The organism is Paenibacillus bouchesdurhonensis, assembly GCF_900155685.1.
In the GTDB taxonomy this organism is placed as follows: Bacteria; Bacillota; Bacilli; order Paenibacillales; family Paenibacillaceae; genus Fontibacillus; species Fontibacillus bouchesdurhonensis.
Genome location: NZ_LT732548.1, coordinates 1,496,472 through 1,519,705, shown reverse-complemented (window position 1 = coordinate 1,519,705; position 23,234 = coordinate 1,496,472). Strand labels below are relative to the sequence as shown.

At 47.5% G+C, this 23,234-nt stretch carries 20 protein-coding genes and 1 tRNA gene; 5 read left to right on the top strand and 16 right to left on the bottom strand.

The window, feature by feature from the left end:
- Positions 1-25 precede the first annotated feature (25 nt).
- The 11 genes from hemA to CZ379_RS11305 form a co-directional block, all read right to left on the bottom strand.
- Positions 26-1,438, bottom strand: a complete 1,413-nt coding sequence (gene hemA / locus CZ379_RS11355) for a glutamyl-tRNA reductase (RefSeq protein ID WP_110931729.1) — start codon at positions 1,436-1,438, stop codon at positions 26-28.
- 241 nt (positions 1,439-1,679) lie between these two features.
- A complete protein-coding gene (gene speD / locus CZ379_RS11350; RefSeq protein WP_110931728.1) occupies positions 1,680-2,078 on the bottom strand; it encodes an adenosylmethionine decarboxylase in 399 nt (132 codons plus the stop codon).
- Positions 2,079-2,390: 312 nt separating this feature from the next.
- A complete protein-coding gene (locus CZ379_RS11345) occupies positions 2,391-2,978 on the bottom strand; it encodes a non-ribosomal peptide synthetase module (protein ID WP_110931727.1) in 588 nt (195 codons plus the stop codon).
- A gap of 210 nt (positions 2,979-3,188) precedes the next feature.
- Positions 3,189-3,809 (bottom strand): ribosome biogenesis GTP-binding protein YihA/YsxC, encoded by a 621-nt coding sequence (yihA, locus tag CZ379_RS11340; protein ID WP_110931726.1) that lies wholly within the window; start codon positions 3,807-3,809, stop codon positions 3,189-3,191.
- Between the two features lie 16 nt (positions 3,810-3,825).
- Positions 3,826-6,162, bottom strand: coding sequence for an endopeptidase La (gene lon, locus CZ379_RS11335; RefSeq protein WP_110931725.1), 2,337 nt, complete (start codon positions 6,160-6,162; stop codon positions 3,826-3,828).
- Positions 6,163-6,528: 366 nt separating this feature from the next.
- Positions 6,529-8,238, bottom strand: coding sequence for an ATP-dependent protease LonB (gene lonB / locus CZ379_RS11330; protein ID WP_110931724.1), 1,710 nt, complete (start codon positions 8,236-8,238; stop codon positions 6,529-6,531).
- Positions 8,239-8,894: 656 nt separating this feature from the next.
- Positions 8,895-10,019 (bottom strand): flavodoxin-dependent (E)-4-hydroxy-3-methylbut-2-enyl-diphosphate synthase, encoded by a 1,125-nt coding sequence (gene ispG, locus CZ379_RS11325; protein ID WP_110931723.1) that lies wholly within the window; start codon positions 10,017-10,019, stop codon positions 8,895-8,897.
- A 120-nt stretch (positions 10,020-10,139) separates the two neighbouring features.
- Positions 10,140-11,396, bottom strand: coding sequence for an ATP-dependent protease ATP-binding subunit ClpX (gene clpX, locus CZ379_RS11320; RefSeq protein ID WP_110931722.1), 1,257 nt, complete (start codon positions 11,394-11,396; stop codon positions 10,140-10,142).
- 12 nt (positions 11,397-11,408) lie between these two features.
- Positions 11,409-11,999, bottom strand: coding sequence for an ATP-dependent Clp endopeptidase proteolytic subunit ClpP (clpP, locus tag CZ379_RS11315; RefSeq protein WP_055105578.1), 591 nt, complete (start codon positions 11,997-11,999; stop codon positions 11,409-11,411).
- Positions 12,000-12,264: 265 nt separating this feature from the next.
- On the bottom strand, positions 12,265-13,611 hold the full coding sequence (gene tig, locus CZ379_RS11310) for a trigger factor (protein ID WP_110931721.1): 1,347 nt from the start codon (positions 13,609-13,611) through the stop codon (positions 12,265-12,267).
- 203 nt (positions 13,612-13,814) lie between these two features.
- Positions 13,815-14,639 (bottom strand): hypothetical protein, encoded by an 825-nt coding sequence (locus CZ379_RS11305; RefSeq protein WP_234404888.1) that lies wholly within the window; start codon positions 14,637-14,639, stop codon positions 13,815-13,817.
- Positions 14,640-14,917: 278 nt separating this feature from the next.
- Between CZ379_RS11305 and CZ379_RS11300 the strand changes: the two genes are divergently transcribed.
- The 4 genes from CZ379_RS11300 (at position 14,918) to CZ379_RS11285 (ending at position 17,091) form a co-directional block, all read left to right on the top strand.
- Positions 14,918-14,991 (top strand) — tRNA-Arg (locus CZ379_RS11300).
- A 303-nt stretch (positions 14,992-15,294) separates the two neighbouring features.
- Complete coding sequence (locus CZ379_RS11295; RefSeq protein ID WP_110931719.1) at positions 15,295-15,762, top strand: hypothetical protein; 468 nt, start codon at positions 15,295-15,297, stop codon at positions 15,760-15,762.
- Positions 15,763-16,013: 251 nt separating this feature from the next.
- A complete protein-coding gene (locus CZ379_RS11290; protein ID WP_110931718.1) occupies positions 16,014-16,595 on the top strand; it encodes a thioredoxin family protein in 582 nt (193 codons plus the stop codon).
- Between the two features lie 4 nt (positions 16,596-16,599).
- Positions 16,600-17,091, top strand: coding sequence for a glutathione peroxidase (locus CZ379_RS11285; RefSeq protein ID WP_110934332.1), 492 nt, complete (start codon positions 16,600-16,602; stop codon positions 17,089-17,091).
- Between the two features lie 108 nt (positions 17,092-17,199).
- Here the strand turns inward: CZ379_RS11285 and CZ379_RS11280 are convergent, their stop codons facing one another.
- Both CZ379_RS11280 and CZ379_RS11275 read right to left on the bottom strand, forming a co-directional pair.
- The gene (locus CZ379_RS11280) at positions 17,200-17,853 is read right to left on the bottom strand and encodes a hypothetical protein (protein ID WP_110931717.1); all 654 of its coding nucleotides are present in this window, start codon (positions 17,851-17,853) and stop codon (positions 17,200-17,202) included.
- A complete protein-coding gene (locus CZ379_RS11275; RefSeq protein ID WP_110931716.1) occupies positions 17,840-18,193 on the bottom strand; it encodes a PadR family transcriptional regulator in 354 nt (117 codons plus the stop codon). Before CZ379_RS11275 ends, CZ379_RS11280 begins: the two co-directional genes overlap by 14 nt.
- A 200-nt stretch (positions 18,194-18,393) precedes the next feature.
- Between CZ379_RS11275 and CZ379_RS11270 the strand changes: the two genes are divergently transcribed.
- Entirely contained in the window at positions 18,394-18,771 is a 378-nt protein-coding gene (locus CZ379_RS11270) for a PilZ domain-containing protein (RefSeq protein WP_110931715.1), read from the top strand.
- 210 nt (positions 18,772-18,981) lie between these two features.
- Here the strand turns inward: CZ379_RS11270 and CZ379_RS11265 are convergent, their stop codons facing one another.
- Genes CZ379_RS11265 through CZ379_RS11255 form a run of 3 tightly spaced genes read right to left on the bottom strand, consistent with a single transcriptional unit; the run spans position 18,982 to position 23,226 of the window.
- Positions 18,982-21,417 carry a hypothetical protein gene (locus tag CZ379_RS11265; protein ID WP_110931714.1) on the bottom strand — a complete coding sequence of 812 codons (2,436 nt, stop codon included), beginning with the start codon at positions 21,415-21,417 and terminating at the stop codon, positions 18,982-18,984.
- Between the two features lie 31 nt (positions 21,418-21,448).
- Positions 21,449-22,288 carry a carbohydrate ABC transporter permease gene (locus CZ379_RS11260; RefSeq protein ID WP_110931713.1) on the bottom strand — a complete coding sequence of 280 codons (840 nt, stop codon included), beginning with the start codon at positions 22,286-22,288 and terminating at the stop codon, positions 21,449-21,451.
- A complete protein-coding gene (locus CZ379_RS11255) occupies positions 22,288-23,226 on the bottom strand; it encodes a carbohydrate ABC transporter permease (protein ID WP_110931712.1) in 939 nt (312 codons plus the stop codon). Before CZ379_RS11255 ends, CZ379_RS11260 begins: the two co-directional genes overlap by 1 nt.
- Positions 23,227-23,234: the final 8 nt, after the last annotated feature.

Genomic DNA, 23,234 nt, shown 5'->3' with positions numbered 1-23,234 from the left:
TGAAGATCTAGAAATGCGTATCGTTTTATACTGACACTTGCACGAGTGAAAGAGCAGGCTCCTCTTCCAATAACGGCTCTTTCTTCTTCTCCTTTTGTTCCTGGGAAGGAGCTTCTTGGATCGCATCAATCTGCTTATCCTTTGAAGCAGAGGATTCGGACAGCGCTTCAAGCTGCTCTTCCAGCGCAAATATTTGCGTGAACATCTCAAGCGCATCCGCGCCCTGCTCTTCTCCCGCAAGCTCTTTGATCCGGTTAATCGGATCATGCATCATTTGATTCACGATACTCTTGGTCAAGCGACGAATGACCTTACGCTGCCGTTCATCCAGCTCAGGCAGCTTATTGAACAGACTTTCCATCGTGCTCTCGTGAATCGAAGACGACTTCTCCTGAAGGGCGCGAATCACCGGTCTAACTCCCAGTGTCTGCAGCCAGTTGGCGAATACACCCATCTCCTCTTCAATCATCCAATCGATTTTGAGAGCTTCGCTGCGGCGCATTTCCATATTGCTCTCAACGATTCCTTCCAGGTCGTCGATATCGTACAGGAACACATTATCGAGCTCTCCTATCGAAGGATCAATATCGCGAGGCACAGCTATATCTATAATAAACAGTGGCCGCTCCGGCCGCTGCTTCATACCGTTTTGAACTTGGGACGATGTAATTACATAGCCATCCGCCCCAGTAGAACTAATTAGAATATCAATATCCTGCAATCGCTGCATCGCTTCCTGCATCGAGCAGGGAATGCCGTCAAATTTGGCGGCCAACTCCTGGGCACGGCCGAAAGTTCGATTGGCAACCAATACTTCAGCTGCACCGCCTCCGCTTAGATGCTTCGCCGTAAGCTCGCTCATTTTGCCTGCGCCAAGGATAAGCACCTTCTTGCCCTCGAAGCTGCCGAAGACCCGTTTGCCGAGCTCAACGGCGGCATAGCTCACCGATACGGCGCTCTCGCCGATCGCCGTTTCTGAATGGGCTCTTTTGCTAAGAGTTATCGCCTGTTTAAAGAGCATGTTAAACCATGTACCTGTAGCCTTCTCGCTTTGAGATAGCAAAAAGGAGCTGCGAACCTGACCTAGTATTTGCGTCTCGCCAAGCACCATGGAATCAAGGCCGCATGCGACCCGGAATAAATGGCGAATGGCTTGATCATCCTCATACATATACAAATGCTGGGTAAACTCTTGTCTCGGAATCCCGAACCATTGTTCCATAAAGCTGCGGATAAAGTAGCCGCACATATGCAAACGGTCAACGACGACATAAATTTCCGTTCTGTTGCAGGTTGCTATAATGACGCCTTCCAATACACTCTTGGTGCGTTTCAACTCTTGCAACGCTTGCGGCAAATCCCGTTCGGCAAAAGTAAAACGTTCTCTGACTTCCACAGGCGCTGTTCGATAGTTCAACCCGACTACGACGATGTGCATTGCAAGTTCACCTGCCTTATTAAGATGTCATACCATCATTCGAAAACAAACTATGTTAATTATATCACACGAATAGCAGATTACCTGATCGTTTGATGAGCCTTTTATGAACTCTTTATGAAAATATCCAGGTTATTCCGCAAAAAAACAAATAACCATGGAATTGCTCCATGGTTATCTTATTGTGCCCAATTTTCCGCAAACTATGAGTTACGAAACCACTGAGTCTTTGATTTCTTCTTTATACGAACTCCACTTGATTCATATCCGGCGTTACAACCTCAAGTTCACCCATCCCGCGAATGATCTTCTTCGCGTACACTTTCTCCGGCTTCAATACGGACACCAGGTAATCGATTGCCAATTGCGGATCAACTGTCTCCCCACAAGTATAGCAATCAATAGCAGCAAACCCTCTCTCAGGATACGTATGAATCGAGAGATGGCTCTCCGACAACAACACAAGTACCGTCGCACCTTGCGGTTCGAACTGTTTGGATTGCACGGACAATACCGTGGCTCCACAAGATTCAGCAGCTTCCACCAAATGAGCTTGCAATAGCTCTGCATTGTTCAGTACCTCAAAGTCGACTCCCCAAGTATCAACAGCAACGTGTCTTCCGAAAGTTGAATATTCCATCCTTCGGCTCCCCCTTCCTAGGAATAAAATGTTTGAAAAAATTTCATCCGCTAGGACCTACGTCATTCACTTCCCGAGGGAAAAATCTCTCGCAACATCTCCATGTCCTGAGTGAATCCTGGTTCCTATATTCTTTTCAACGAGATTAAAAATACCATCTATCCGTAACAAATGCAACACTTTTCGCAAAAAAAGTTTTGTTTGTTTGCCGGAAAAGAAAACTACCCTAGCTTTAGGGTAGCCTTCCTTACCACTTTATGTCATTTCCTTGTCCCTGGTGACAGCCGTCTATAATTTATTATTTATAGCCGTTTAGGCTTCGAGAACGAACAATCGACGGGTATGCTTGCGCAGTTCTCCGTCAATCCGCTGCAGTTCCGCGGAGTCTTGTGCAACAAAGCGCTGATCCAACAGGGCGTTCACATCACGATGAATCCATTCAATTTCCCGCTCGACATCATTATTGCGATATATGCGCTGAAGCTCGCCGACCGTATCCTTATGCTCATAGATCAACTTGTAGGAATCACGTGAATACTCTACGATTTTACGTACACGACCCTCTTGATAATAATACATCATCATGAATCCGTTATAAATGCGTGTAACCATGCCCGAGCCTTTGAAAGCAGCAAACAACAATCGCATAACATTGGTTAAATGGGGTTTTTCCAAGCGGAAAGACAATTCACAGACATAATATCCGTCCTTACGGTCAAAAGGCAGATGAACTTCTTCTCCGCTATCATCCTCCAGCACCACCTCTTGGCCGCCATTATCCAATACCTTAACCCGCTGGCGCACATGAGGATCATATACCTTGTGAATAAACTGGGACATCTGAACTTCCGACAATCGTAAACTGGCATTAACATATTCTGTGGCTAACCGCTGAGCCATAAAAATCTCCTCAATTCTTTTAGCAATCCTTAATCATAATTATACACTACTCATTCAAGGTATTGCTCAGCGTTCAAAACGTGAATTCCCGCCATATTTCAGAAAAAAACGGATTAATCCGTTCTCAGCTGCAAAAATCCCCCTGCATGCTCACTTTCCTGCTGAAACTTCTTCAAATCCCTTTATCATCCACCGATTATTATTAATTTTTCATTCTTGAACGTCCTTCTCTGCCGCCTGTTCCTCTTGTAGAATATGGCGGCTGATATGGCTCCAGAGCTCGTCCTTGCCGATCCCCTCTTCCGAAGAGAACATGACAAACTCATCCCTCGCTCGCAGAACAAGTGACTCCTTAATAATTTTAATATGCTTCTGCCAGCGCGATTTCGGTATTTTATCCGCCTTCGTGCCGACCACGCAAATCGGCAGGTCGTAATGCTTCAGCCAATCATACATCATTTCATCGTCTTTCGTCGGGGGATGCCTTAAATCAATGACAAGAAGGATCAGCTTCAGGCGATCCCTCTCTAGCAAGTACTTCTCGATCATCTGCCCCCATACCTGACGCTGTGTCTTCGATACCTTGGCATATCCGTAGCCTGGTAAATCGACGAAATACAATTGATCGTTAATGCGATAATAGTTCAATTGCTGCGTCTTTCCCGGCGTCGAACTGGTTCGCGCCAGGTTCTTGCGGTTAATCATCCGGTTGATCAGCGATGATTTGCCAACGTTGGAGCGCCCGGCCAGAGCAATTTCCGGCAGGGCGTCTCCTGGATATTGATCAGGGCGTACCGCACTGATCACAAATTCTGCATTCGTTACTTTCATACGTTAAAATTCCTCTCTAATGGATCCCGGATTGGTCTACGAGGGCGTGTTCCAGCACCTGATCCATATGGGACACAGGGACAAATACAACGTCTTCCTTCACACTGTCCGGGATATCGCGCAAATCGCGTTCATTATCTTTAGGCAGCAGTATTTTCTTATACCCGGCCCGGTGGGCTGCCAGCGACTTTTCTTTCAAGCCGCCGATCGGCAGCACACGTCCACGCAGCGTGATTTCTCCGGTCATCGCGACATCTTTGGAGACGAAGCGGTTCGTCAGCGCGGAAATCAACGCCGTGGCTATCGTAATGCCGGCGGAAGGGCCGTCTTTCGGTATGGCTCCTTCTGGAATATGAATGTGAATATCGTTCTTCTCATGGAAATCAAGCGGGATATTCAGCTCTGCGGCTCTTGATCTTGTGTAGCTGAATGCGGCTTGAGCCGACTCCTTCATCACATCGCCAAGTTTGCCGGTCAAGGTGAGCTTCCCGGTTCCCGGAACGACCGTTACCTCGATCACGAGGGTTTCACCGCCGACTTCCGTCCAGGCCAGACCTGTTACGGTGCCGATTTGATCCTCCAGATCCGCCACGCCGTACCTGTATTTCGGAACGCCCAGATAGTCCTTGATCTCATCAGGTTCAATGACAATGCTCTCCACGTTCTCGGATACGATTTTCTTGGCTGCTTTGCGGCATAAAGCTGCGACCTGCTGCTCCAAGTTACGCACGCCCGATTCCCGAGTATATTCCCGAATTGTACGAAGCAAGCTTTCCTCACTAATCTCCAGCTGCTCCGGGGCGAGCCCATGATCTCGCTTCTGCTTGGGAAGCAGATAACGGGAAGCGATCTGCAGCTTCTCCAGTTCGGTGTATCCCGGAATATAGAGCATTTCCATCCGATCCAGCAGCGGACGGGGAATGTTATGCACCGCATTCGCTGTCGTTACGAACATCACGTTCGACAAGTCGAAAGGCAGTTCAATAAAGTGGTCGCTAAACGTATTGTTCTGCTCGGGATCAAGCACTTCAAGCAGTGCCGAAGAAGGGTCACCGCGAAAATCGGAAGCCATTTTATCGATTTCATCAAGCAGGAATACGGGATTCAACGTGCCTGCCGTTTTCATGCCTTGAATGATACGACCCGGCATCGCTCCCACATAAGTGCGGCGATGGCCGCGAATTTCGGCTTCATCCCTTACGCCACCCAATGAAATCCGCACGAATTCCCGACCAAGCGATCTTGCAATCGAGCGAGCTAGCGAGGTCTTTCCGACTCCTGGCGGCCCGACTAGACAGAGTATCGGCCCTTTAAGCTTCTTCACCAGCTTCTGCACGGCCAAATACTCCAGCACGCGCTCCTTCGGCTTATCCAGGCCGTAATGATCCTCGTTAAGCACTTGCTCTGCTTTGGCCAGATCAAGGTCGTCTTCTGTTCTCTCGTGCCAAGGCAAACTAAGCAGCCAATCAACATAGTTGCGAATGACACCGCCTTCCGCAGAGCTAGCAGGCATTTTCTCAAGCCGGTCGATTTCTTTCTCGATCTTCTCTTGAACATGCTCCGGCGGATTCTTCTCCACCAGTTGGGCGCGAAGTTCCTCTACTTCGCCCGTACGGCCTTCCTTCTCGCCGAGTTCCTTCTGGATCGCCTTCATCTGTTCGCGCAAATAGTATTCCTTCTGCGTCTTCTCCATTTGCTTCTTGACGCGCTGGCTGATCTTGCGCTCCAGTTCCAGCACCTCACGCTCATTGTTCAAAATATCCAGCAGCTTCTCCAGCCGTTTTCTTACATCGATCGTTTCTAGAATTTCCTGTTTATCCTTGATCTTAAGCGACAAGTGGCTTGTGATGACATCCGCCAGACGCCCAGCCTCTTCAATATCAGACACTGCGGCCAACGTCTCCGGCGTGACTTTTTTGGACAAATTAATGTAATGTTCGAATTGAGTCAATACGGTACGCATCAGCGCATCCACCTCAGGATCAAGTCTTTCCTCTTCAGGACGCTCCTGCGCAAGCACCTCGTAATGCTCATCATTGTCCAAATATTCAATAATTTCGGCGCGTTCGACTCCTTCAACAAGTACACGGATCGTTCCGTTAGGGAGCTTCAGCATCTGCCGAACTTTCGCAACTGTACCAATACGAAAAATATCTTCCTGGGTCGGCTCTTCAATGTTCACTTCGGATTGAGAACAGAGGAGAATCAAATTGTCGTCTACCATCGCTTTTTCCAATGCCTTAACGGATTTCTCCCGGCCTACATCCAAATGCAAAACCATGCTCGGATAGACGAGAAGACCGCGTAAGGGCAACAAAGGAAAACGACGGCTTTTGGATTTAAGGGATCCCATCGCTTTCGCACCTCCAAACGTTCTCGTTAGATATTAGTCCTATTTTAGCAAATGTTTCTTGAAAACACCAACGAAGAGCGGCTGCTACATGCAGCCGCCCCTGTAAGCTATTCCGACTGTAAAGCCCTCTAATAAGCCCCAGCGATGCCTAGCTGCGGGTCAGATTCCAAGCAAATTTTGATGCGGATACACCTAGGACTTCTATTCCAGCAGGTTTCGACACGAATAGACCTAGACTCCCATTGAAGCAGAATCCGTTAAGAAAAGACCTAGGACTCCTCTCCAAACGGAATCCATTGAGAGTAGACTTAGGGCTCTATCCATGCAGATTTCAATGCGGAACTTTTAGACCTCCTAGGACTAAAACTAAAGCGTGCCTCCTCGCGGGGATTCTGCGTGAAGAAACGGAGCCGGTGCCGGAACGAAAGAATCCCCGCTTAGCGACAGGTCAAAATTCTTCTCTGCTTCTGCTCCAAATACATGGCGGAATACCTCCGATATCGATTCTACCGGAATGACCCTTAATCCCTGCAGGCCTTCAAATAGCGTCTGCCAGTTATCCTTAGGAATGAGCACGGTTGTCGCTCCTGCTTGAAAAGCTGCTTCGACCTTGGCGACCACTCCGCCGACTGGCTTCACTTTCCCGTGTATGCCAAGCTCGCCTGTCATCGCAATCCGATTATCTACAGGCACTCGCTTGATCGCCGAAGCAATCGCTGTAGCTATAGCCATTCCAGCGGAAGGGCCGTCGATCGGCGTTCCTCCGGGAAAATTGATGTGAAGATCATAGTTTGCCGGATGGAGTCCGATGCTTTTCAATACAGTCAGCACATTCTCCACCGAGCCTTTGGCCATGCTCTTCCGCCGCAGCGTCCGGTTGCCGCCGCCAATCTCTTCCTCATCGACCACACCCGTGATGGTGTAGACGCCCTTGCCTTTCTGGACGGGGACAGCCGTAGCTTCAATGTCCAGCAATGTCCCCATATTAGGCCCATATACGGCAAGCCCATTAACTACACCGATTTCCGATTGCTCATTGATTTTACGATCCGGGCGCGGTGCAAGCTGACTGCTTGTAGCAACCCATTCCAGATCCGAGGCAAGCAAATGGTCACGCTGTTCGGTCAAAGCAAGACCTGCGGCAAGCTGAACCATATTAACGGCTTCCCGCCCATTGGTCGCGAATTTCTTGATAACCTCGATCGCCTCGGGACAGGGCTGGAAGCCGATTCTTTTTACCGCATCCTCAGCAATTTGTGCGATCTCATCCGGCAGCAGCGGACGGAAGTAAATTTCCATGCAGCGTGAGCGAAGAGCCGGAGGTATTTCATGCGAAGACCTCGTCGTCGCTCCAACTAAGCGAAAATCGGCAGGCAATCCATTTTGGAATATATCGTGGATATACGCCGGAGTCCCGGAGTCCTCAGAATTATAGTAGGCACTTTCCAGATATACCTTGCGATCCTCAAGCACCTTTAACATTTTATTCATTTGAATGGAATGAAGCTCCCCAATTTCGTCAATAAACAGGATGCCGCCATGCGCCTTCGTCACCGCACCCGGTTTCGGCTGGGGAATTCCCGCAACCCCCATAGCGCCCGCCCCTTGATAAATCGGATCATGTACCGACCCGATGAGCGGATCGGCAATCCCCCTCTCATCAAACCTGGCAATCGTCGCATCCATTTCAATAAACTTGGCGTCAGCTTTAAATGGAGATATCGGATTTTTTTTCGCTTCCTCCATCACTACTCTAGCCGCAGCTGTCTTGCCGACCCCTGGCGGGCCATAAATAATGACATGCTGGGGATTAGCGCTACACAATGCTGCCTTAAGTGCCCGAAGCCCATCCTTCTGACCGACGATGTCATTCATTGTAGCGGGACGGGTACGCTCCGCCAATGGCTTCGTCAATGAAACCGCCCGCAATTTGCGCAGCTTCTCCATCTCTTTCCGCGATTCTCTATCTACCGCGGTGCGATTTCCCCTCTGGCTACGAAGTTGATTCCAAAAATAAAGACCGATCACCACGGCAAAAAACATCTGAACAGACATCAAAATCACATTTAGTTCCATCACACAGAGCCTCCCACACTTTTACTGATACATGGTAGTATTGCCCTATTCGTTCTTCATAAAACGCAAATGTAAGCTAAAAATGTAATTAAGAATAACGTTCTTCTTCATTGCTTACTTAAGAATTAGAGCTCGACTGGCGGAATTTCTTCAGTGCGTTGCGGATCTGACTGACTTTAGACAATTACAATCTGACTTAAATTGGCATAAGGAGACGCGACAAGATCAAGGTGTTTTAAATGTATTTCTCCATCCAGCACAAGTATTTTCGAAGAAAAGAGGTTAACTAACTGTGTAAAATGCATTTCGTTGTCATGCATTTCGTCAAATTACCTGTAACGCCAACTGCTGTTGAACGGAGCTACTATGAATAGAGAGATCTACGACTAACATGAAGTTCCCAATGGGCTAAAAATCCCCCGTGATAGAAGGAAGCTTATAAATACAATGTGCCCCACAATCATAAAAAATCAAAAAACCGTAAACTGCACTGTGTACAGTTTACGGTTTCTGTTGCTTATCTGGCGCTTTCTACTAACGCATATTTAACTCAAAAACTTAGCCATGCTTGGATGATGCTCATACTATTTGAGAACTATATGCAGGCAGCCCGCTTAGCCCCCCGGTATTATACCTAATTAATGCCCATTGATTGCTTATGCCTTAGCGTTAGCCGCCCGATGCTCTTTACGGCCGGGAATTTCCCCTGTTGCTTCATAGACTTCCACGATGTGGTCGATTTCTTTCTTCAATTCCGATACCAAATCCGCTTCCGGCACTTTGCGAATCATTTCCCCGTAACGGAACAGGAGACCTTCGCCGCGTGCTCCGGCAATCCCGATATCGGCTTCACGCGCTTCACCTGGCCCATTCACCGCGCAGCCAAGCACAGACACTTTAATCGGTACTTTTAGATTGGCTATATAATCCTCTACTTCGTTGGCGATCGCAAACAGATCGATGTCCAAACGGCCGCAGGTCGGACAGGAAACCAAGGTGGCAGCGTTCGAAATTAAACCAAAGGTCTTAAGCAGTTCCCGAGCGACCTTCACTTCTTCTACAGGATCAGCGCTCAAGGAAATGCGAAGCGTAGAACCAATGCCCATCGATAACAGCGCACCTATACCAGCAGCGCTTTTAACGGTGCCCGAAAACAACGTCCCTGCCTCAGTAATGCCAAGATGCAGCGGATAAGGAATGACCTCGGCCGCTTTGGAGTAGGCAGCAATAGCCATCGGTACGTCGGATGCTTTGAGCGACACAATGATATCGTGAAAATCAAGCTCTTCCAAAATTCCGATGTGGAACAATGCACTCTCTACCATCGCTTCCGGGGTAGGATAGCCATACTTTTCGAGCAAATGATTTTCAAGGGAACCAGCGTTCACTCCAATACGAATCGGAATGCCTTTCTCCTTACAGGCTTTGACGACGGCTTCGACCTTTTCTCTCCGCCCAATGTTCCCTGGGTTAATACGGACTTTATCAATGCCGTTCTCAATCGCCAGCAGAGCTAGTTTATAGTTAAAATGAATATCAGCCACAAGCGGTATATGAATTTGCTTCTTGATTTCCTTGATCGCCGCAGCAGCCTCTTCATTATTCACGGTCACGCGAACCAACTGGCAGCCAGCTTCCTCGAGTCGAAGAATCTCCGCCACTGTCGCGGCTACATCTGCTGTCTTGGTCGTGCACATGCTCTGAATGATTACTTCATCACTGCCGCCGATCGTTAGATTACCAACTTTGACCGGCCGGGTATCTTGTCTCAAGAATGTCATTTCAAGTCTCTCCCATAACGTCAAAGCTCCACCCCTGCAAGCAAACGCGTAAGCTTGACGCGACTCTCGCAAAGGTGGAGGACTAGACATCTATTTTGTGGCGTATTCGGCCGCTAAGCCTTATGCGCTCTCTTCTTGCTTTTTATTCTTCTTCGGCTGAAGCTCAGGAACGGTCTTATCCTGAACGACCTTCTCAGTAATGACGCAGTCCGTAATGTCTTCGCGTGAAGGCACTTCATACATCAAATCAAGCATAATGCCTTCAATGATCGCGCGTAGGCCGCGCGCCCCCGTATTTCGTTTAATCGCCTCTTGGGCAATCGCTTCTAGCGCTTTCGGTTCAAAGGACAGGTTCACATTATCAAGCTCAAGCAGCTTCTGATATTGCTTCACCAAAGCATTTTTCGGCTCAGACAAAATGCGCACCAGTGTATTCTCATCCAGCGGCTCCAGCGTAGAAATAACCGGTAGACGGCCGACGAATTCGGGAATCAAACCAAACTTGAGCAAATCCTCCGGAAGTACCATGGACAGATATTCGCCCGGTTTAAGATCCTTTTGTCCTTCGCTCACCGCGTTAAAACCGATAACCTTCTTGCCGATCCGTCGTTTGATCATTTGCTCCAAGCCGTCAAAGGCACCGCCGCAAATAAACAAAATATTCGTCGTATCGATTTGAATGAATTCTTGATGCGGATGCTTACGTCCGCCTTGCGGAGGAACAGATGCCACTGTACCTTCCAGTATTTTGAGAAGGGCTTGCTGCACTCCTTCACCGGATACGTCACGAGTAATGGATGGATTCTCAGACTTGCGGGCCACTTTGTCAATTTCATCGATGTAAATGATACCGCGTTCTGCCTTCTCCACGTCATAATCCGCAGCTTGAATCAGCTTCAGCAAAATATTCTCGACATCTTCGCCCACATACCCGGCTTCCGTCAGAGAAGTTGCATCCGCAATCGCAAACGGCACATTCAATATTCTTGCCATCGTCTGAGCGAGCAATGTCTTACCGGAGCCCGTAGGACCCAGCAGCAAAATATTACTCTTCTGCAACTCGACGTCGTCAACCTTGCCTTGAATATTGACACGCTTGTAGTGGTTATAGACCGCCACAGATAGGGATTTCTTCGCCTGCTCCTGGCCGATGACATATTGATCCAGAATGTCGCGAATTTCCTTCGGTTTAGGAATTTCCTTCAGATCCAATTCCTCTTCATGGCCAAGTTCCTCTTCTACAATCTCCGTACACAATTCAATGCACTCGTCACATATATAAACGCCCGGTCCGGCAACAAGCTTCCGAACCTGCTCCTGCGATTTGCCGCAGAATGAGCATTTCAGCTGTCCTTTTTCATCGTTGAATTTAAACATGTAAACACCCCTTTATGGATTAATCGGCTTACTAATGACCTGGTCGATGATCCCGTAGGCCTTAGCCTCTTCCGCGCTCATGAAAAAGTCACGGTCTGTATCGCGTTCGATTTTTTCAAGGGGTTGACCCGTCCGATCTACGTAAATCTGATTCAGCTTCTCTCTCGTCTTAATGATCCACTCGGCATGAATTTTAATATCTGCGGCTTGACCGCGCACACCGCCAAGCGGCTGGTGAATCATCACTTCACTATTCGGTAGTGCAAATCGTTTACCCGGGGCGCCTGCCGTAAGCAGGAGCGAACCCATACTGGCAGCCATTCCTACGCAAATTGTAGAAACGTCTGGTTTGATATATTGCATCGTATCATATATACCCATCCCGGCTGTAACCGAACCACCAGGCGAATTGATGTATAGATGGATATCCTTGTCAGGATCTTCCGCTGCCAAGAACAACAACTGGGCTATTACGAGATTGGCAACATCATCGTCAATCGCGTTGCTGAGAAAAATAATGCGATCCTTGAGAAGTCTCGAGTAAATATCGTAAGAGCGTTCTCCCCGGCTTGTTTGTTCTACGACCATAGGTACCAGACTCATGCGACCAACCTCTTTTCCTTTTCAAATTCTTACGCTTACAGAAATATTCTATCACGTTCAAAGGCTCATGTCATTTTTCATTCGATACAGTGTATGACTTTCTGAACGTATTATATAACTCAAGTCTTGTCCAGTCAGGCAATGCCAATATATGTATTTTAAAAAGGTTAAAAATTAAGGCACGCATCTTATATACGTGCCTTAACCATTGTACATCTCGTTCTGTTGCATGCTTCAAAAGCTGCTAACGGGTTCAGTGCGAATCTTATTCTTCAGTTGCTTCTTCTTGAGCCTCTTCTTTAACTTCTTCCTTCTTCTCGGCAGGAACCTCTTTGCTGTTCTCCAACAAGAATTCAATCGTTTTGCGAAGAGCTACATCCTCATTCAAGCTGCCAAGCGAACCGTTAGCTGCAAGAATGTTACGGATTTCTTCTGGACTGCGCTTGTACGCTTCCGCCATATCGTTAAGCTCTTTGTTGACTTCTTCTTCCGTAGCAACGATGTTCTCTTCCTTCGCAATTTTCTCCAGAACAAGATTGTTGCGAACGCGTTTTTCCGCATCAGCCTTCATTTGCTCTTGCAGATCCTCGATCGTTTGTCCGGAGAAGCTTAGGAACATTTCGAGGTTCATGCCTTGGGAACGAAGACGGTTGTCGAAATCGCGCACCATGTTCTGAACTTCGCTTTGGATCATCGATTCAGGAATTTCAACTTCAGCGTTTTCGCTTACTTTGTCAACGACGATTCCTTCGCGCGCCGCTTTGCTGTCTTTCTCTTTACGGGAAAGCAGTTCTTTCTTCAGATCCTCTTTGTATTCATCAAGTGTATCGAATTCGCTGACGTCTTTTGCGAACTCATCATCCAGCTCAGGCAGCTGTTTGCGTTTGATTTCATGTACTTTCACTTTAAATACAGCTTCTTTGTTAGCCAGCTCTTCGGCATGGTATGTCTCAGGGAAAGTTACCGTAACATCTTTGAAGTCTCCCGTTGCCAAGCCGACAACCTGCTCTTCAAAGCCCGGAATGAACGCGCCGCTTCCAAGTTCCAGCGAATAACGCTCTGCTTTGCCGCCTTCGAATGGAACGCCATCTACGGAACCGTCAAAGTCGATGACTACAGTGTCGCCGTTTTGCGCAGCATCTTCATCAATCACAATAAGTTCAGCATGACGCTGCTGCAAGCGCTCGAGCTCTTGACTGATTTCTTCTTCAGTTACTTCTACAGGCTCTACAGGCACTTCGATACCTTTGTATTCGCCTAAAGTAACTTCTGGTTTTACTGTAACTTTTGCTTTGAATTTGAAAGGTTGTCCTTTCGCAAATTGTTCAACGTCCACTTCAGGACGGTCAACCGGGAAAATATCTGTTTGATCAACCGCTTCAGTGTAAACTTCAGGAAGCAAAATATCGATAGCATCTTGATAAAGCGACTCAACGCCGAAACGCGCCTCGAAAATTGACCGAGGTACTTTACCTTTACGGAATCCAGGTACGTTAGCTTTCTTTACGACTTTTTGAAACGCTTTATCTAGTGCAGCAGATACACGTTCTGCTTCCACTTCAACCTCGAGAACGCCGAGGTTCTTCTCTATTTTTTCCCAAGTTGCTTTCATTTTATGCCTTCCCCTCCAAATTTCACATATTACTATACTGAAATACTGAAACCGAATCGCGATAAAGCAGCTATCTTGGTTCCAGTATAGCTGTCTCTATGTCCACGTTCAGAATAACCACTATATTATAAACAACAATACATGTTTTTACAAGAGCAGAAACGAGGAGCTTCTTAGAGTTTGCTACGCATCCTTCTCACTCATTAACCGCCTATGCCCGCAGCCACAAACTGCCTCATCGAGCGACAGGCCTGCTCAAATTTTAATCGTAAATCACCCGTAATGCCATAAAGCGTTCTTATATCCTCGTCGCTTTTCCCGCTGGGAATACTCTCTGAAACCATTAAATGGAGGGCTGCCGCCCATATATCGATGACCGCATCCTCCTCGCTCAGAATCAAACGATAATTCTTTGTAGCGTAGATCGCCATAATAAACTGCGACCATAGCTCCTGGGCAAAATAAAACAACGTCGGATCATGCACCTGCGTCTCACTGCCTACCCTTTCTAACACCGCTTGGATCGGTGCAGGGAATTGCTCCGGTTTTAAGGGTACGGCCTCAATTTCAATTTCGACTAATTCAGTGCCGCGCTTCAATGTCAGCGTCCCCTGCGTCCCTCGTCTCTGTAAGGTTTGAAATACGCGATACTGGAGCAGCGGATGGAGCTCCGTATGTTCAATCCACCGTATCAGCACCTCGTCCACCTCGGCCTTGTCAAGATACACAAGCTGCTCCAGGGCAAGAAAAGTCTGTTCCGACAGAGGCTTCTCGGTAACGGCGTACAACAGCTTCTCGGCGTATAGATGGTCTTCCGCCAGCTTTGCTTCGGCATGCTGCCTGGCCATCTCTTCTTCGGCATAAGAATCCTCTTCGGATGCATCCTCCTTCTCAAAGGTTGGAAAGGCACTGTTTAACCAGTCGAGCAGCGCCTGCCACTCGTCATACTGCCGGGGATCCTGTCCTTGACACTGCAACAAGAATTGCAAGAGCTCGACGGCTTCACGGTATCTTTCCGTTTCCAGCATCCGCGTCAATTCAATTTGATAGTAATCTAATGTTTTGGGAAATAGAACGATGTTGTCCTTTCCATCGGGTCGAGAATTGCTGATATGCGCAGCCTCCTTTGTTCCGTATTTTCAATTAATTGAGATTATAGCATAGACGTATTGGAGAAAAAAATACTTGCTTTGCCGTCGCTTCTATTTCGCTGCTATTAATGTAAGGAAAATTTATTTGAATTTACCTATTGCTTCAAGCCGCTTGCTGTGATAAAATATTTTTTGCTTGCGTTTTTAATATTTTTGTCCCAGTAGCTCAGCTGGATAGAGCAACGGCCTTCTAAGCCGTCGGTCAGGGGTTCGAATCCCTTCTGGGACGTATGTAAACTCTCCATGGGAGAGTTTTTTTGCGCCCAGAGGATGAGAAACCCTTTGGGGGTTCGTCGGAGTGAGACCGCCGCGCAGAGCCGGGCAGGGCTAACGGAGTCTCGCGCATGGGGCGCGAGTATCCCTTCTGGGACGTATGTAAACTCTCCATGGGAGAGTTTTAAAAAATATTTACCGACAATAATCGCCAACAATTTTTCGCAAAATTTGATATTGGTCTGAAAATCCTATGAAAAAACTCTCATTATCCCCCGATATATATAAAGAAATATTTCGTTTAATTAGGAGGAATATGATGCGTTACATGATTTATCCAACAGGATTTGCCAATCAAACTTTGGAGGTTATTACTTCTGGATTTGGAGGAAAAGCCCGGCTTTTTGTGAACAATCAAGAAGTCACCGCCAAGAAAAAACAACCGATGATTTTGCGCCGGGACGACGGACAAGACATAGAAGCCACCTGGAAAAGGGACTTGTTCGGAATAGACGTTCCTAATCTGATTGTTGACGGCTCGGTTATTGAAGTGACTAAACCACTGCCTGTCATTGCCAAGCTATGGTGCTTTCTTCCCTTGATATTTATTTTCATAGGCGGAGCAATCGGGGCTCTCATCGGCATCCTAACGGCTGCAGCCAATGTCAGCGTATTTCGATTATCTACCAATATTATGATAAGGATCATACTTACCCTATTAATTAGCTTAACCGGAACGGGACTTCTACTATTCCTGGCAAGCACCCTTAGTGCTCTGTTGCAATGACAAAATCTAGTCAAAATGAATAGCTATAAATCATTTTTCCTAATTTTCATAGTCTTCTTTTACATAATAACAAGCGGGTTTTTTCGACAATAACCAACATTCCCAAGTCGAAAGACTCGCTTTTTCATTTGTTTGTCAATTATGCTTCTCAACCAAAATGAAGTACAATATAGACGTCTGACTATATACCAGCTCAGCTCATGTCGAAACGCAATCTATCAAATTTTTATTGATGAGGAGGTACGTGTTACATGAGTTTTACGTTACAGCTTGGGGCTCAGGCTCCCGATTTTGAACTTAAGGCAACAGACGGAGCTTTGTATTCATTAGACAGCTTTGCCTCTGCCGATGTTCTGGTGGTATTCTTCACATGCAATCACTGTCCTTACGTTGTCGGTTCCGATGAAGTGACCCGTGAAACGGCGGATAAATTCAAAGACAAGGGAGTAGCCTTTGTCGGTATTAACGCAAACAGTGAAAATACGCATCCTGACGATTCCTATGAGCATATGATCATCAGAATGGAAGAACATCGTTTTCCTTGGGTGTACCTCCGAGACATGGATCAAGACGTAGCCAAGGCTTATGGCGCGCTGCGCACTCCCCACTTCTTTGTGTTTGACCGAGAACGCCGCCTAGTTTATACGGGCCGTGGAGTGGACAACCCTCGCGAAACTGCAAAAATGACAACGAATGACCTTGAGCGTGCTCTTACTGAGCTTACCTCCGGCCAGCCGGTTAGCGTGCCGCTAACGAATCCGCTGGGCTGCAATGTGAAATGGGAAGGACAGGACGCCCACTGGATGCCAGCGGAAGCCTGTGATTTGGTATAACAAGATGTCAGAGCTATATCATATTGAGGTTCGCACCATTGATGGTGAAACTACGACACTTGAACAATACAAGGGTAAGGTACTGCTCATCGTAAATACAGCCAGCGCATGCGGACTAACGCCGCAATATAAAGGGCTGCAGCAACTATACGATGCGTATAGCGATCAGGGATTGGTCGTTCTCGGGTTTCCCTGCAACCAATTTGCTGGTCAAGAACCAGGCACAGAAGAGGAAATCAAAAATTTTTGTGATTTGAATTATCAGGTCACCTTTCCGCTCTTCGCCAAAATCGACGTGAAGGGCGACAAAGCCCATCCGTTGTACAAATACTTGATCAGCCACGTTCCTGCTCCTTACCGAACCGGAGACATTGAATGGAACTTCGTCAAGTTTCTAATTGATCGGGACGGCAACATAGTTAAACAATACAGCGCTCGAACAGAGCCTTCGGCAGTGGAGGAGGATATCCAGCAAGCGCTTTTAACATCTGAGTAACTGCTGCAACGACAAAAGGTTGTTCAAAGAGTACGGCTCTCTGAACAACCTTTATTTTTTTGCAGAATACTTATTAAAATTTAAAACCTTTATTTATCAGCTCTCTAATCAGTTCCCATGTAGATGACCATGAGGCGGAACTGGTGAATTAAGTTCATGAGTTAATTTGCCCACAGCTACACCGCCTATTGCAACTTGGCCAAGAGCTACACCGCCCATGGCAATCAGCCCGATCGATACGCCCCCAATGGCAGCCGCACCAACCGCCACCCCACCTGCTGCCAATAAAGCTGCAATGGCAACACCTCCAAAGGAGCATAGCCCAGCCGACACGCCGCCTAAACAGATGCCTCCCAGCGCTAGACCGCCCAGGGAGATACAACCGATGGACACATCGCCTATTGCAATGATTCCGCGAGCTACCCCGGGACGATTGCCATACCATCTTCGCGTCTTTACATGAACCCAAGGAACCCCGCACAAAGAAGCCTTAGAACGATATTCAAAATAGGGCGACTTCTCATACACGGCTTTCGCAAATTTAGGTAAAGCTGTGCTTGTATCTAAGTTCGCCATGTACTCTTCGGCCATTTCGGCGGGAGTTCCAAGACTGAAAATGACATCATCCACTTCTCGGTTAGACTCATAGGCTATTCTCTCGTTCAGCGAGGCGATGAGATCCTCCCGAATTCTGTGTTTAACCTGGCGATCCGCTCGAATATGAAGCAGTACCTCACTCACGTAATCGTCAATCTTGTTCATAGACATCTTCCTCCATCACCTGTTTAATGGAACCGAAGAACAGGGCCAATTCCTGCTGCATTTCCGCAAACCTCCGCTGGCCGGAAGCGGTGATCCGGTAATATTTCCTCCTAACCCCGCGTTTGCCGTCATCCCGCTCCCAATAGCTCTCAATATGGCGAGAGTCCTCTAATCGATAGAGAACCGGATACAGCGTGCCTTCCTTCATCTTAAAGTATCCATGGCTGCGAATATCAAGTTCAATAATTAACTGATAGCCGTATAAATCCGATCGGTTCAGCAAATGCAAAACAAGAATTTCCAGAACGCCCTTTTTCAATTGGCTGGCCGTATCGCTCATTCCATCACCTTGCTTTACATAGTGTTTAGTATTACTAGGTATATGATTACACTAAGTATATTTACTTGTCAACAATTTCCTTTGCCATCCTGTTGTTCCTATAAAAATTTAATTATTTAAGCAAACTCGGCCAAACCATATCATTTACCTGAAATATCCTATATAATCGGAATATATTTCCTATTACGGAGGATGTAGCAATGACAACACGAAGAACGGAACCCTTCCGTTATTCTATGACAACACCCTTGCCTTGCTGGATAGAAATCAGGGAAATTAACGAGGTTGCTGTTAATAGTAAATTAGCAGAAGTCGAACTGCTCGATATTAGCAAGTCGGGATGCCGGATTCAGACGAGGCTGGATCTTCGCGCTGGCACCAATCAGATCCAAGCCACGATTCACGTCCGTTTAAATGAGGATTTACATAAGTTTCCCGGCACCATTCAATGGCAGAAGGAAAGCGAGAACTCCATGTTCCACTATGGGCTTCTGCTCGATATGACCGATGAGATGAAAGAAAGTCTCAATGTCGAGCTGCGATCATTAGCAGCCTCTCGACGGATCGTTGTACTGTAATCCTTAAGGGAAACGTCTATCAATGTATATTCTAAGAAGACAGATCGCATTGTAACAGTAGTTCTCTTGCGATATAAGGATGCGGTGACTCAGCAACATATGGCCTGTTTATCTCTTAATAAATAGCAGCAGCCACGGATCATTATTGATCTGCGGCTGCTGCTATTATTATCTATCGGTAGTTATGATGGCCATAATTGCAGTAAGTGTTCAATGTTCACCTTCTCGTACGACTTCCAGCGCAGACAACTTCCCCTCCCAAAGTCGCGCTCGTCTGAGCACTTCGCCCTTGTTCGCCTGAAGCACCAGTCCATCTTCTTGAATAACGTATTTCGTTGGATACGCTGCATAGCTGGTTATGATCCAGCTATCTTCATCCTTTGTAACATATCCGTTAACACAGCGCAGCTTTCCTTGATCATCGCGATATAAATAGGTCGTCGTTCCGAAACCAAGCAAATATGCCACGAGTTCTTCCCCCATATCCCAATCGTCGCCTGTCGCATTGGAGAATAGGGAAGCAAATAACGGATCACTCGCGTCCCGGAACACGGATTGTCCAAAGCGATCGCGCGACAGGGACGGCATGTTCAAATTCGGAGCAGCTACACTATAGGTCGAAGCGGCTTCTCCCGGTTGCAGTCGGCGCGGCGTAGACGATACGTTCCAATCATAGCAGTTAAAGACAGCCATCGTGGCGCGATAGGCAGCTTCCAAATACTGCGGATTTCCAAGATGCTCGTAAGCTACCCGGGAAGAAGCAGCTACCAGACCTCCCCATAAGGAATGGATCATGTATGACAAGGCTTCCCACCAGCGATCCGGGTTTTGTGCCCGATAATCGTTACTGAAGCCGATATTGGCCAGAATCAGCTGGCCGTATTGCTCCGCTTCACCCTGCAATCCGACAGAGAGCAATGTCTCGCACGTTGGCCCAAACCCGGCATTATCATAGAAATGCTCCGTGATCGCTCCGGCAAACGGTTCAGCATTTCGCTCCAGCCTTCCTCCAAACTCTTTCCACAGCCGGGTCAACTTCTGATGCCACTCCAACAGCCCATTCGTCCATAAATCATTAAGCAAGTCGTCGATGTATAGTATAAACACGCCACTCAAGCCCGATTCATCTTTCTCTCTCTGATCTTGATGACAATCCGGATTCAATCGGACACAGAGTACTTCGGCAGCCCACTCTAAATATGTTTGTGGCGTATTCAACTTCAGCAGTGGAGCCTCAATGCGAGAGAGCAAGTAAAACACATGGGCTATATAGTCTAAATCAAATATACGATAAAAGCTTCCGTAAAGAGCTCGTGGCTTGAGAAAGTTACCGTACTCGAACCAGTGGCGCTTCATATCTAGTACAGCAGATGCTTCCGCTTTCGCTACCTGTTCTGGGATTGAGGCCGTCAAACTATTTTTCATAAGCAAAAAAGTGAGCTTCCCTAACGATTCCCCCTGATTGGATAACGGTAAAAACGCATGCGGTCTCCCCATCTTTCCCTCAGCATCATAGTTGTTGCGACATAACCACTCAGCGCGCTTCTCTAAAATGTGATCGATCGGTTCAAGCACGTTCCATACCAGTACGTCTTTGCGTCCGTCCTCTAGCAGCAGCTCAAGCTTATGCTCACCCGGCTCCGTTCGCTGCAAGGCGGCCTTGAATAGGCGCTGAGACGAATCATCTTTCACAAAAAGGGCAGTAACGTCCTCCTCTTGAACCGCATCTTGATGAGGCGGTGAAGTGAGCAGCCTGACCTGCTGCACCTGCTGACCATCCGGAAGCTCCAGCTCCGCTTCAAATAACCCGCCTGCCGTCAGCACCGGAGTATACGTCCAGCGGGGGTGCCCGTGCTCTATGGTTTGACGATAGAAGTCCTCTTGACTACCACATGCCGCAAGCACATACTCCCACTGCATTCGCTGCCCGGCTTCCAAAATGCGCGGATGGTATTCATCGCTATAGATCCAATCGACCGCTGCCGATTCCGGCATTGAACTGCCATCCTCTACGAGCGATAATCGATGGAACAGCAACCCATCAAGCGATGGCGACACCTGCTCCAAAAAACGATTCTCATATCTGCAATATGAACCGAACGCCGCGGTGCGGCCCTTTTTTCCATAAATGCCGAGATGCGGCGCCTCATTGCTGCGGCGGATCGCTGCAAACTTGGAGAAGTCCCCTCCCATATGCGCGAATACCGCACACGAATTCCGTATATTGCGCAGCACATTTTCATCCCGAAACATGACATAGGCTAACGAGAACCAAACATGAAAACCGTCAATCTGCAATTGCTGGTCTGCCGGGTTAAACGCTTCGATACTCCAACGAATTTGCTCCTCTTCAAGCAGATAAGCAAATGTAATCGTTAACCCCTCTGCTTCGAATGAGATTACGGCACTGCCATCATTGTCTTGTACAATCGTTGGAATCAGATTGGAGCTTTGCACCGTGCGGCCGTTTATAACCGCTGTCCACTCTCCGAACAGCTTATCTTCATCATCATAACCAACTTCCGCCAAGTATTCGGGCTCCACGACCCAATTCATCGCATGCGGGTCATCCTTTATTATCAGAGACTTTACCGCTCCACGCTCTGTAAAGGCAAGTTCAAACTTTGGATTGCTCAGTATGTTCATATGTCTCCACCCCTCAGTCTTGTCACCTTTGTCATTTTTTGACTCCGCTGAGCGAAATGCCCCCTAGAATAAGATTTTGCGTAAAATAAAACAGTGTTGCCGGGAACAGAACCGATAAGCAGGACACCGCCATCAGCTTCTCGTATTCGATATTGAAAGCATTCTTGAATAAGTTAATTCCAAGCGGCAGCGTGTACATGCTCTGATCATTTATAAATATGAGCGGCGTTAAAAATTCATTCCAGCACCAGACGAAATGGAACACTCCAATGACGACCACGATCGGACGGCATAACGGCAGGATGATGCTCCAATAAATTTGCCATCGGTTACACCCATCAATCTCTGCCGCTTCGTCCAAATCACGCGGAACCCCCATAATGAACTGCCGGGCCAGGAAGATAAAAAACGCGGAACCGAATGCCCCCGGCAGAATCATGGGCCAAAGCGTATTAATGAGTCCCATCTTGTTGTACTGGATATATAACGGAATTGCCGTCACATCCCAAGGAATCACCATCGTACCGATCACGAAAAGGAACAGAGCATTTCTGCCCCAGAAATTGATCCGGGCAAATCCAAATGCGACCATCGTGGCGGACAGCATGGCAAACGGAGTCGAAACACCCACCACGATCAGCGTGTTTAGAAGGAAACGCCCAAACGGTTGTGCGTTCCAAGCATCGGCAAAGTTGTTCAGCTGCAAATTCGTTGGTATAAGCTCCGGCTTTGCTGTAAAAATATCCTCCGGTGCTTTCACTGCAGTGGACAGCATCCAGGCGATCGGAAACAGGAATGCCGCTGCGCAGAGCAGAATCAGAGCCAAAACCAGAATCGTTTGGATACGTTTTTTGCTCTCTATCGCATGCATTAACGTCCACCTCCGTCGTCTTCATAATGAACCCAGTATTTGGACGAGGCCAGAACAAGACCGGTGAGCAATACAATCATAACGAACATCACCCAGGCCATGGCGGAAGCATAACCCATTTTGAAATGGGTGAACGCATTGCGATAGACATGCAGGGAATAGAAGTACGTCGAGTTCGCCGGCCCTCCTCCCGTCAGCACGAACGCAAGGACGATCGTCTGGAAGGCCGAGATCAGGCTCGTCAAAATATTAAACAATATCGTCGGCGTAATAAGCGGAATTGTAATATTGAAAAACTTGCGTACGGGTCCTGCCCCATCTATATCCGCTGCTTCATAATATTCGGAGGATACCGAGCGAAGCGCTGACAGGTACAGTACCATCGGGGAGCCGACGCCCCACAAGGCAATGAATATAAGTGCGTACAAAGCAACATTAGGATCGGTCAGCCAGTGCACCCGAGGAAGTCCGACGAGTTCCAGCATGTAATTGACCGGCCCAAAATCATCGTTCAGCATCCAGCTAAAAATAAGTGCTAGTGTCACCCCTTGAATAAGCGACGGCAAATAAAAAATCGATCTAAAGAACTTAATGCCGTATGTGGCCCGATTGAGCAGGACAGCGATGAGAATCGCAAATACAACCTGCAAAGGCACCATAATGAATACGTATTTAAATGTGACGATCATCGATTTAAAATAGAACGGATCGCTCGTGAACATATGGATATAATTTTTCAAGCCGATAAATTTCGGACTCCCCACCATATTCCATTCCGTGAAGCTGATTCCCAAAGAGAAAACCATCGGACCAAACATCAGCAGTAGAAATCCGATGAGCCACGGCGAGATAAAGAACAAACCTGCCGCATTCTCACGAAGTCTTTTCCTTCTGAAGGAACGTTTCATTAGAGTCTGATCCGCGCTGGATTGTGCCATGTTGTCAT

Bases quoted from the DNA above. Each gene is read 5' to 3' on its own strand.
- hemA (WP_110931729.1), bottom strand. From the start codon at position 1,438: ATGCACATCGTCGTAGTCGGGTTGAACTATCGAACAGCGCCTGTGGAA.
- speD (WP_110931728.1), bottom strand. From the start codon at position 2,078: ATGGAATATTCAACTTTCGGAAGACACGTTGCTGTTGATACTTGGGGA.
- CZ379_RS11345 (WP_110931727.1), bottom strand. From the start codon at position 2,978: ATGGCTCAGCGGTTAGCCACAGAATATGTTAATGCCAGTTTACGATTG.
- yihA (WP_110931726.1), bottom strand. From the start codon at position 3,809: ATGAAAGTAACGAATGCAGAATTTGTGATCAGTGCGGTACGCCCTGAT.
- lon (WP_110931725.1), bottom strand. From the start codon at position 6,162: ATGGGATCCCTTAAATCCAAAAGCCGTCGTTTTCCTTTGTTGCCCTTA.
- lonB (WP_110931724.1), bottom strand. From the start codon at position 8,238: ATGGAACTAAATGTGATTTTGATGTCTGTTCAGATGTTTTTTGCCGTG.
- ispG (WP_110931723.1), bottom strand. From the start codon at position 10,019: ATGACATTCTTGAGACAAGATACCCGGCCGGTCAAAGTTGGTAATCTA.
- clpX (WP_110931722.1), bottom strand. From the start codon at position 11,396: ATGTTTAAATTCAACGATGAAAAAGGACAGCTGAAATGCTCATTCTGC.
- clpP (WP_055105578.1), bottom strand. From the start codon at position 11,999: ATGAGTCTGGTACCTATGGTCGTAGAACAAACAAGCCGGGGAGAACGC.
- tig (WP_110931721.1), bottom strand. From the start codon at position 13,611: ATGAAAGCAACTTGGGAAAAAATAGAGAAGAACCTCGGCGTTCTCGAG.
- CZ379_RS11305 (WP_234404888.1), bottom strand. From the start codon at position 14,639: ATGCTGGAAACGGAAAGATACCGTGAAGCCGTCGAGCTCTTGCAATTC.
- CZ379_RS11295 (WP_110931719.1), top strand. From the start codon at position 15,295: ATGCGTTACATGATTTATCCAACAGGATTTGCCAATCAAACTTTGGAG.
- CZ379_RS11290 (WP_110931718.1), top strand. From the start codon at position 16,014: ATGAGTTTTACGTTACAGCTTGGGGCTCAGGCTCCCGATTTTGAACTT.
- CZ379_RS11285 (WP_110934332.1), top strand. From the start codon at position 16,600: ATGTCAGAGCTATATCATATTGAGGTTCGCACCATTGATGGTGAAACT.
- CZ379_RS11280 (WP_110931717.1), bottom strand. From the start codon at position 17,853: ATGAACAAGATTGACGATTACGTGAGTGAGGTACTGCTTCATATTCGA.
- CZ379_RS11275 (WP_110931716.1), bottom strand. From the start codon at position 18,193: ATGAGCGATACGGCCAGCCAATTGAAAAAGGGCGTTCTGGAAATTCTT.
- CZ379_RS11270 (WP_110931715.1), top strand. From the start codon at position 18,394: ATGACAACACGAAGAACGGAACCCTTCCGTTATTCTATGACAACACCC.
- CZ379_RS11265 (WP_110931714.1), bottom strand. From the start codon at position 21,417: ATGAACATACTGAGCAATCCAAAGTTTGAACTTGCCTTTACAGAGCGT.
- CZ379_RS11260 (WP_110931713.1), bottom strand. From the start codon at position 22,288: ATGCATGCGATAGAGAGCAAAAAACGTATCCAAACGATTCTGGTTTTG.
- CZ379_RS11255 (WP_110931712.1), bottom strand. From the start codon at position 23,226: ATGGCACAATCCAGCGCGGATCAGACTCTAATGAAACGTTCCTTCAGA.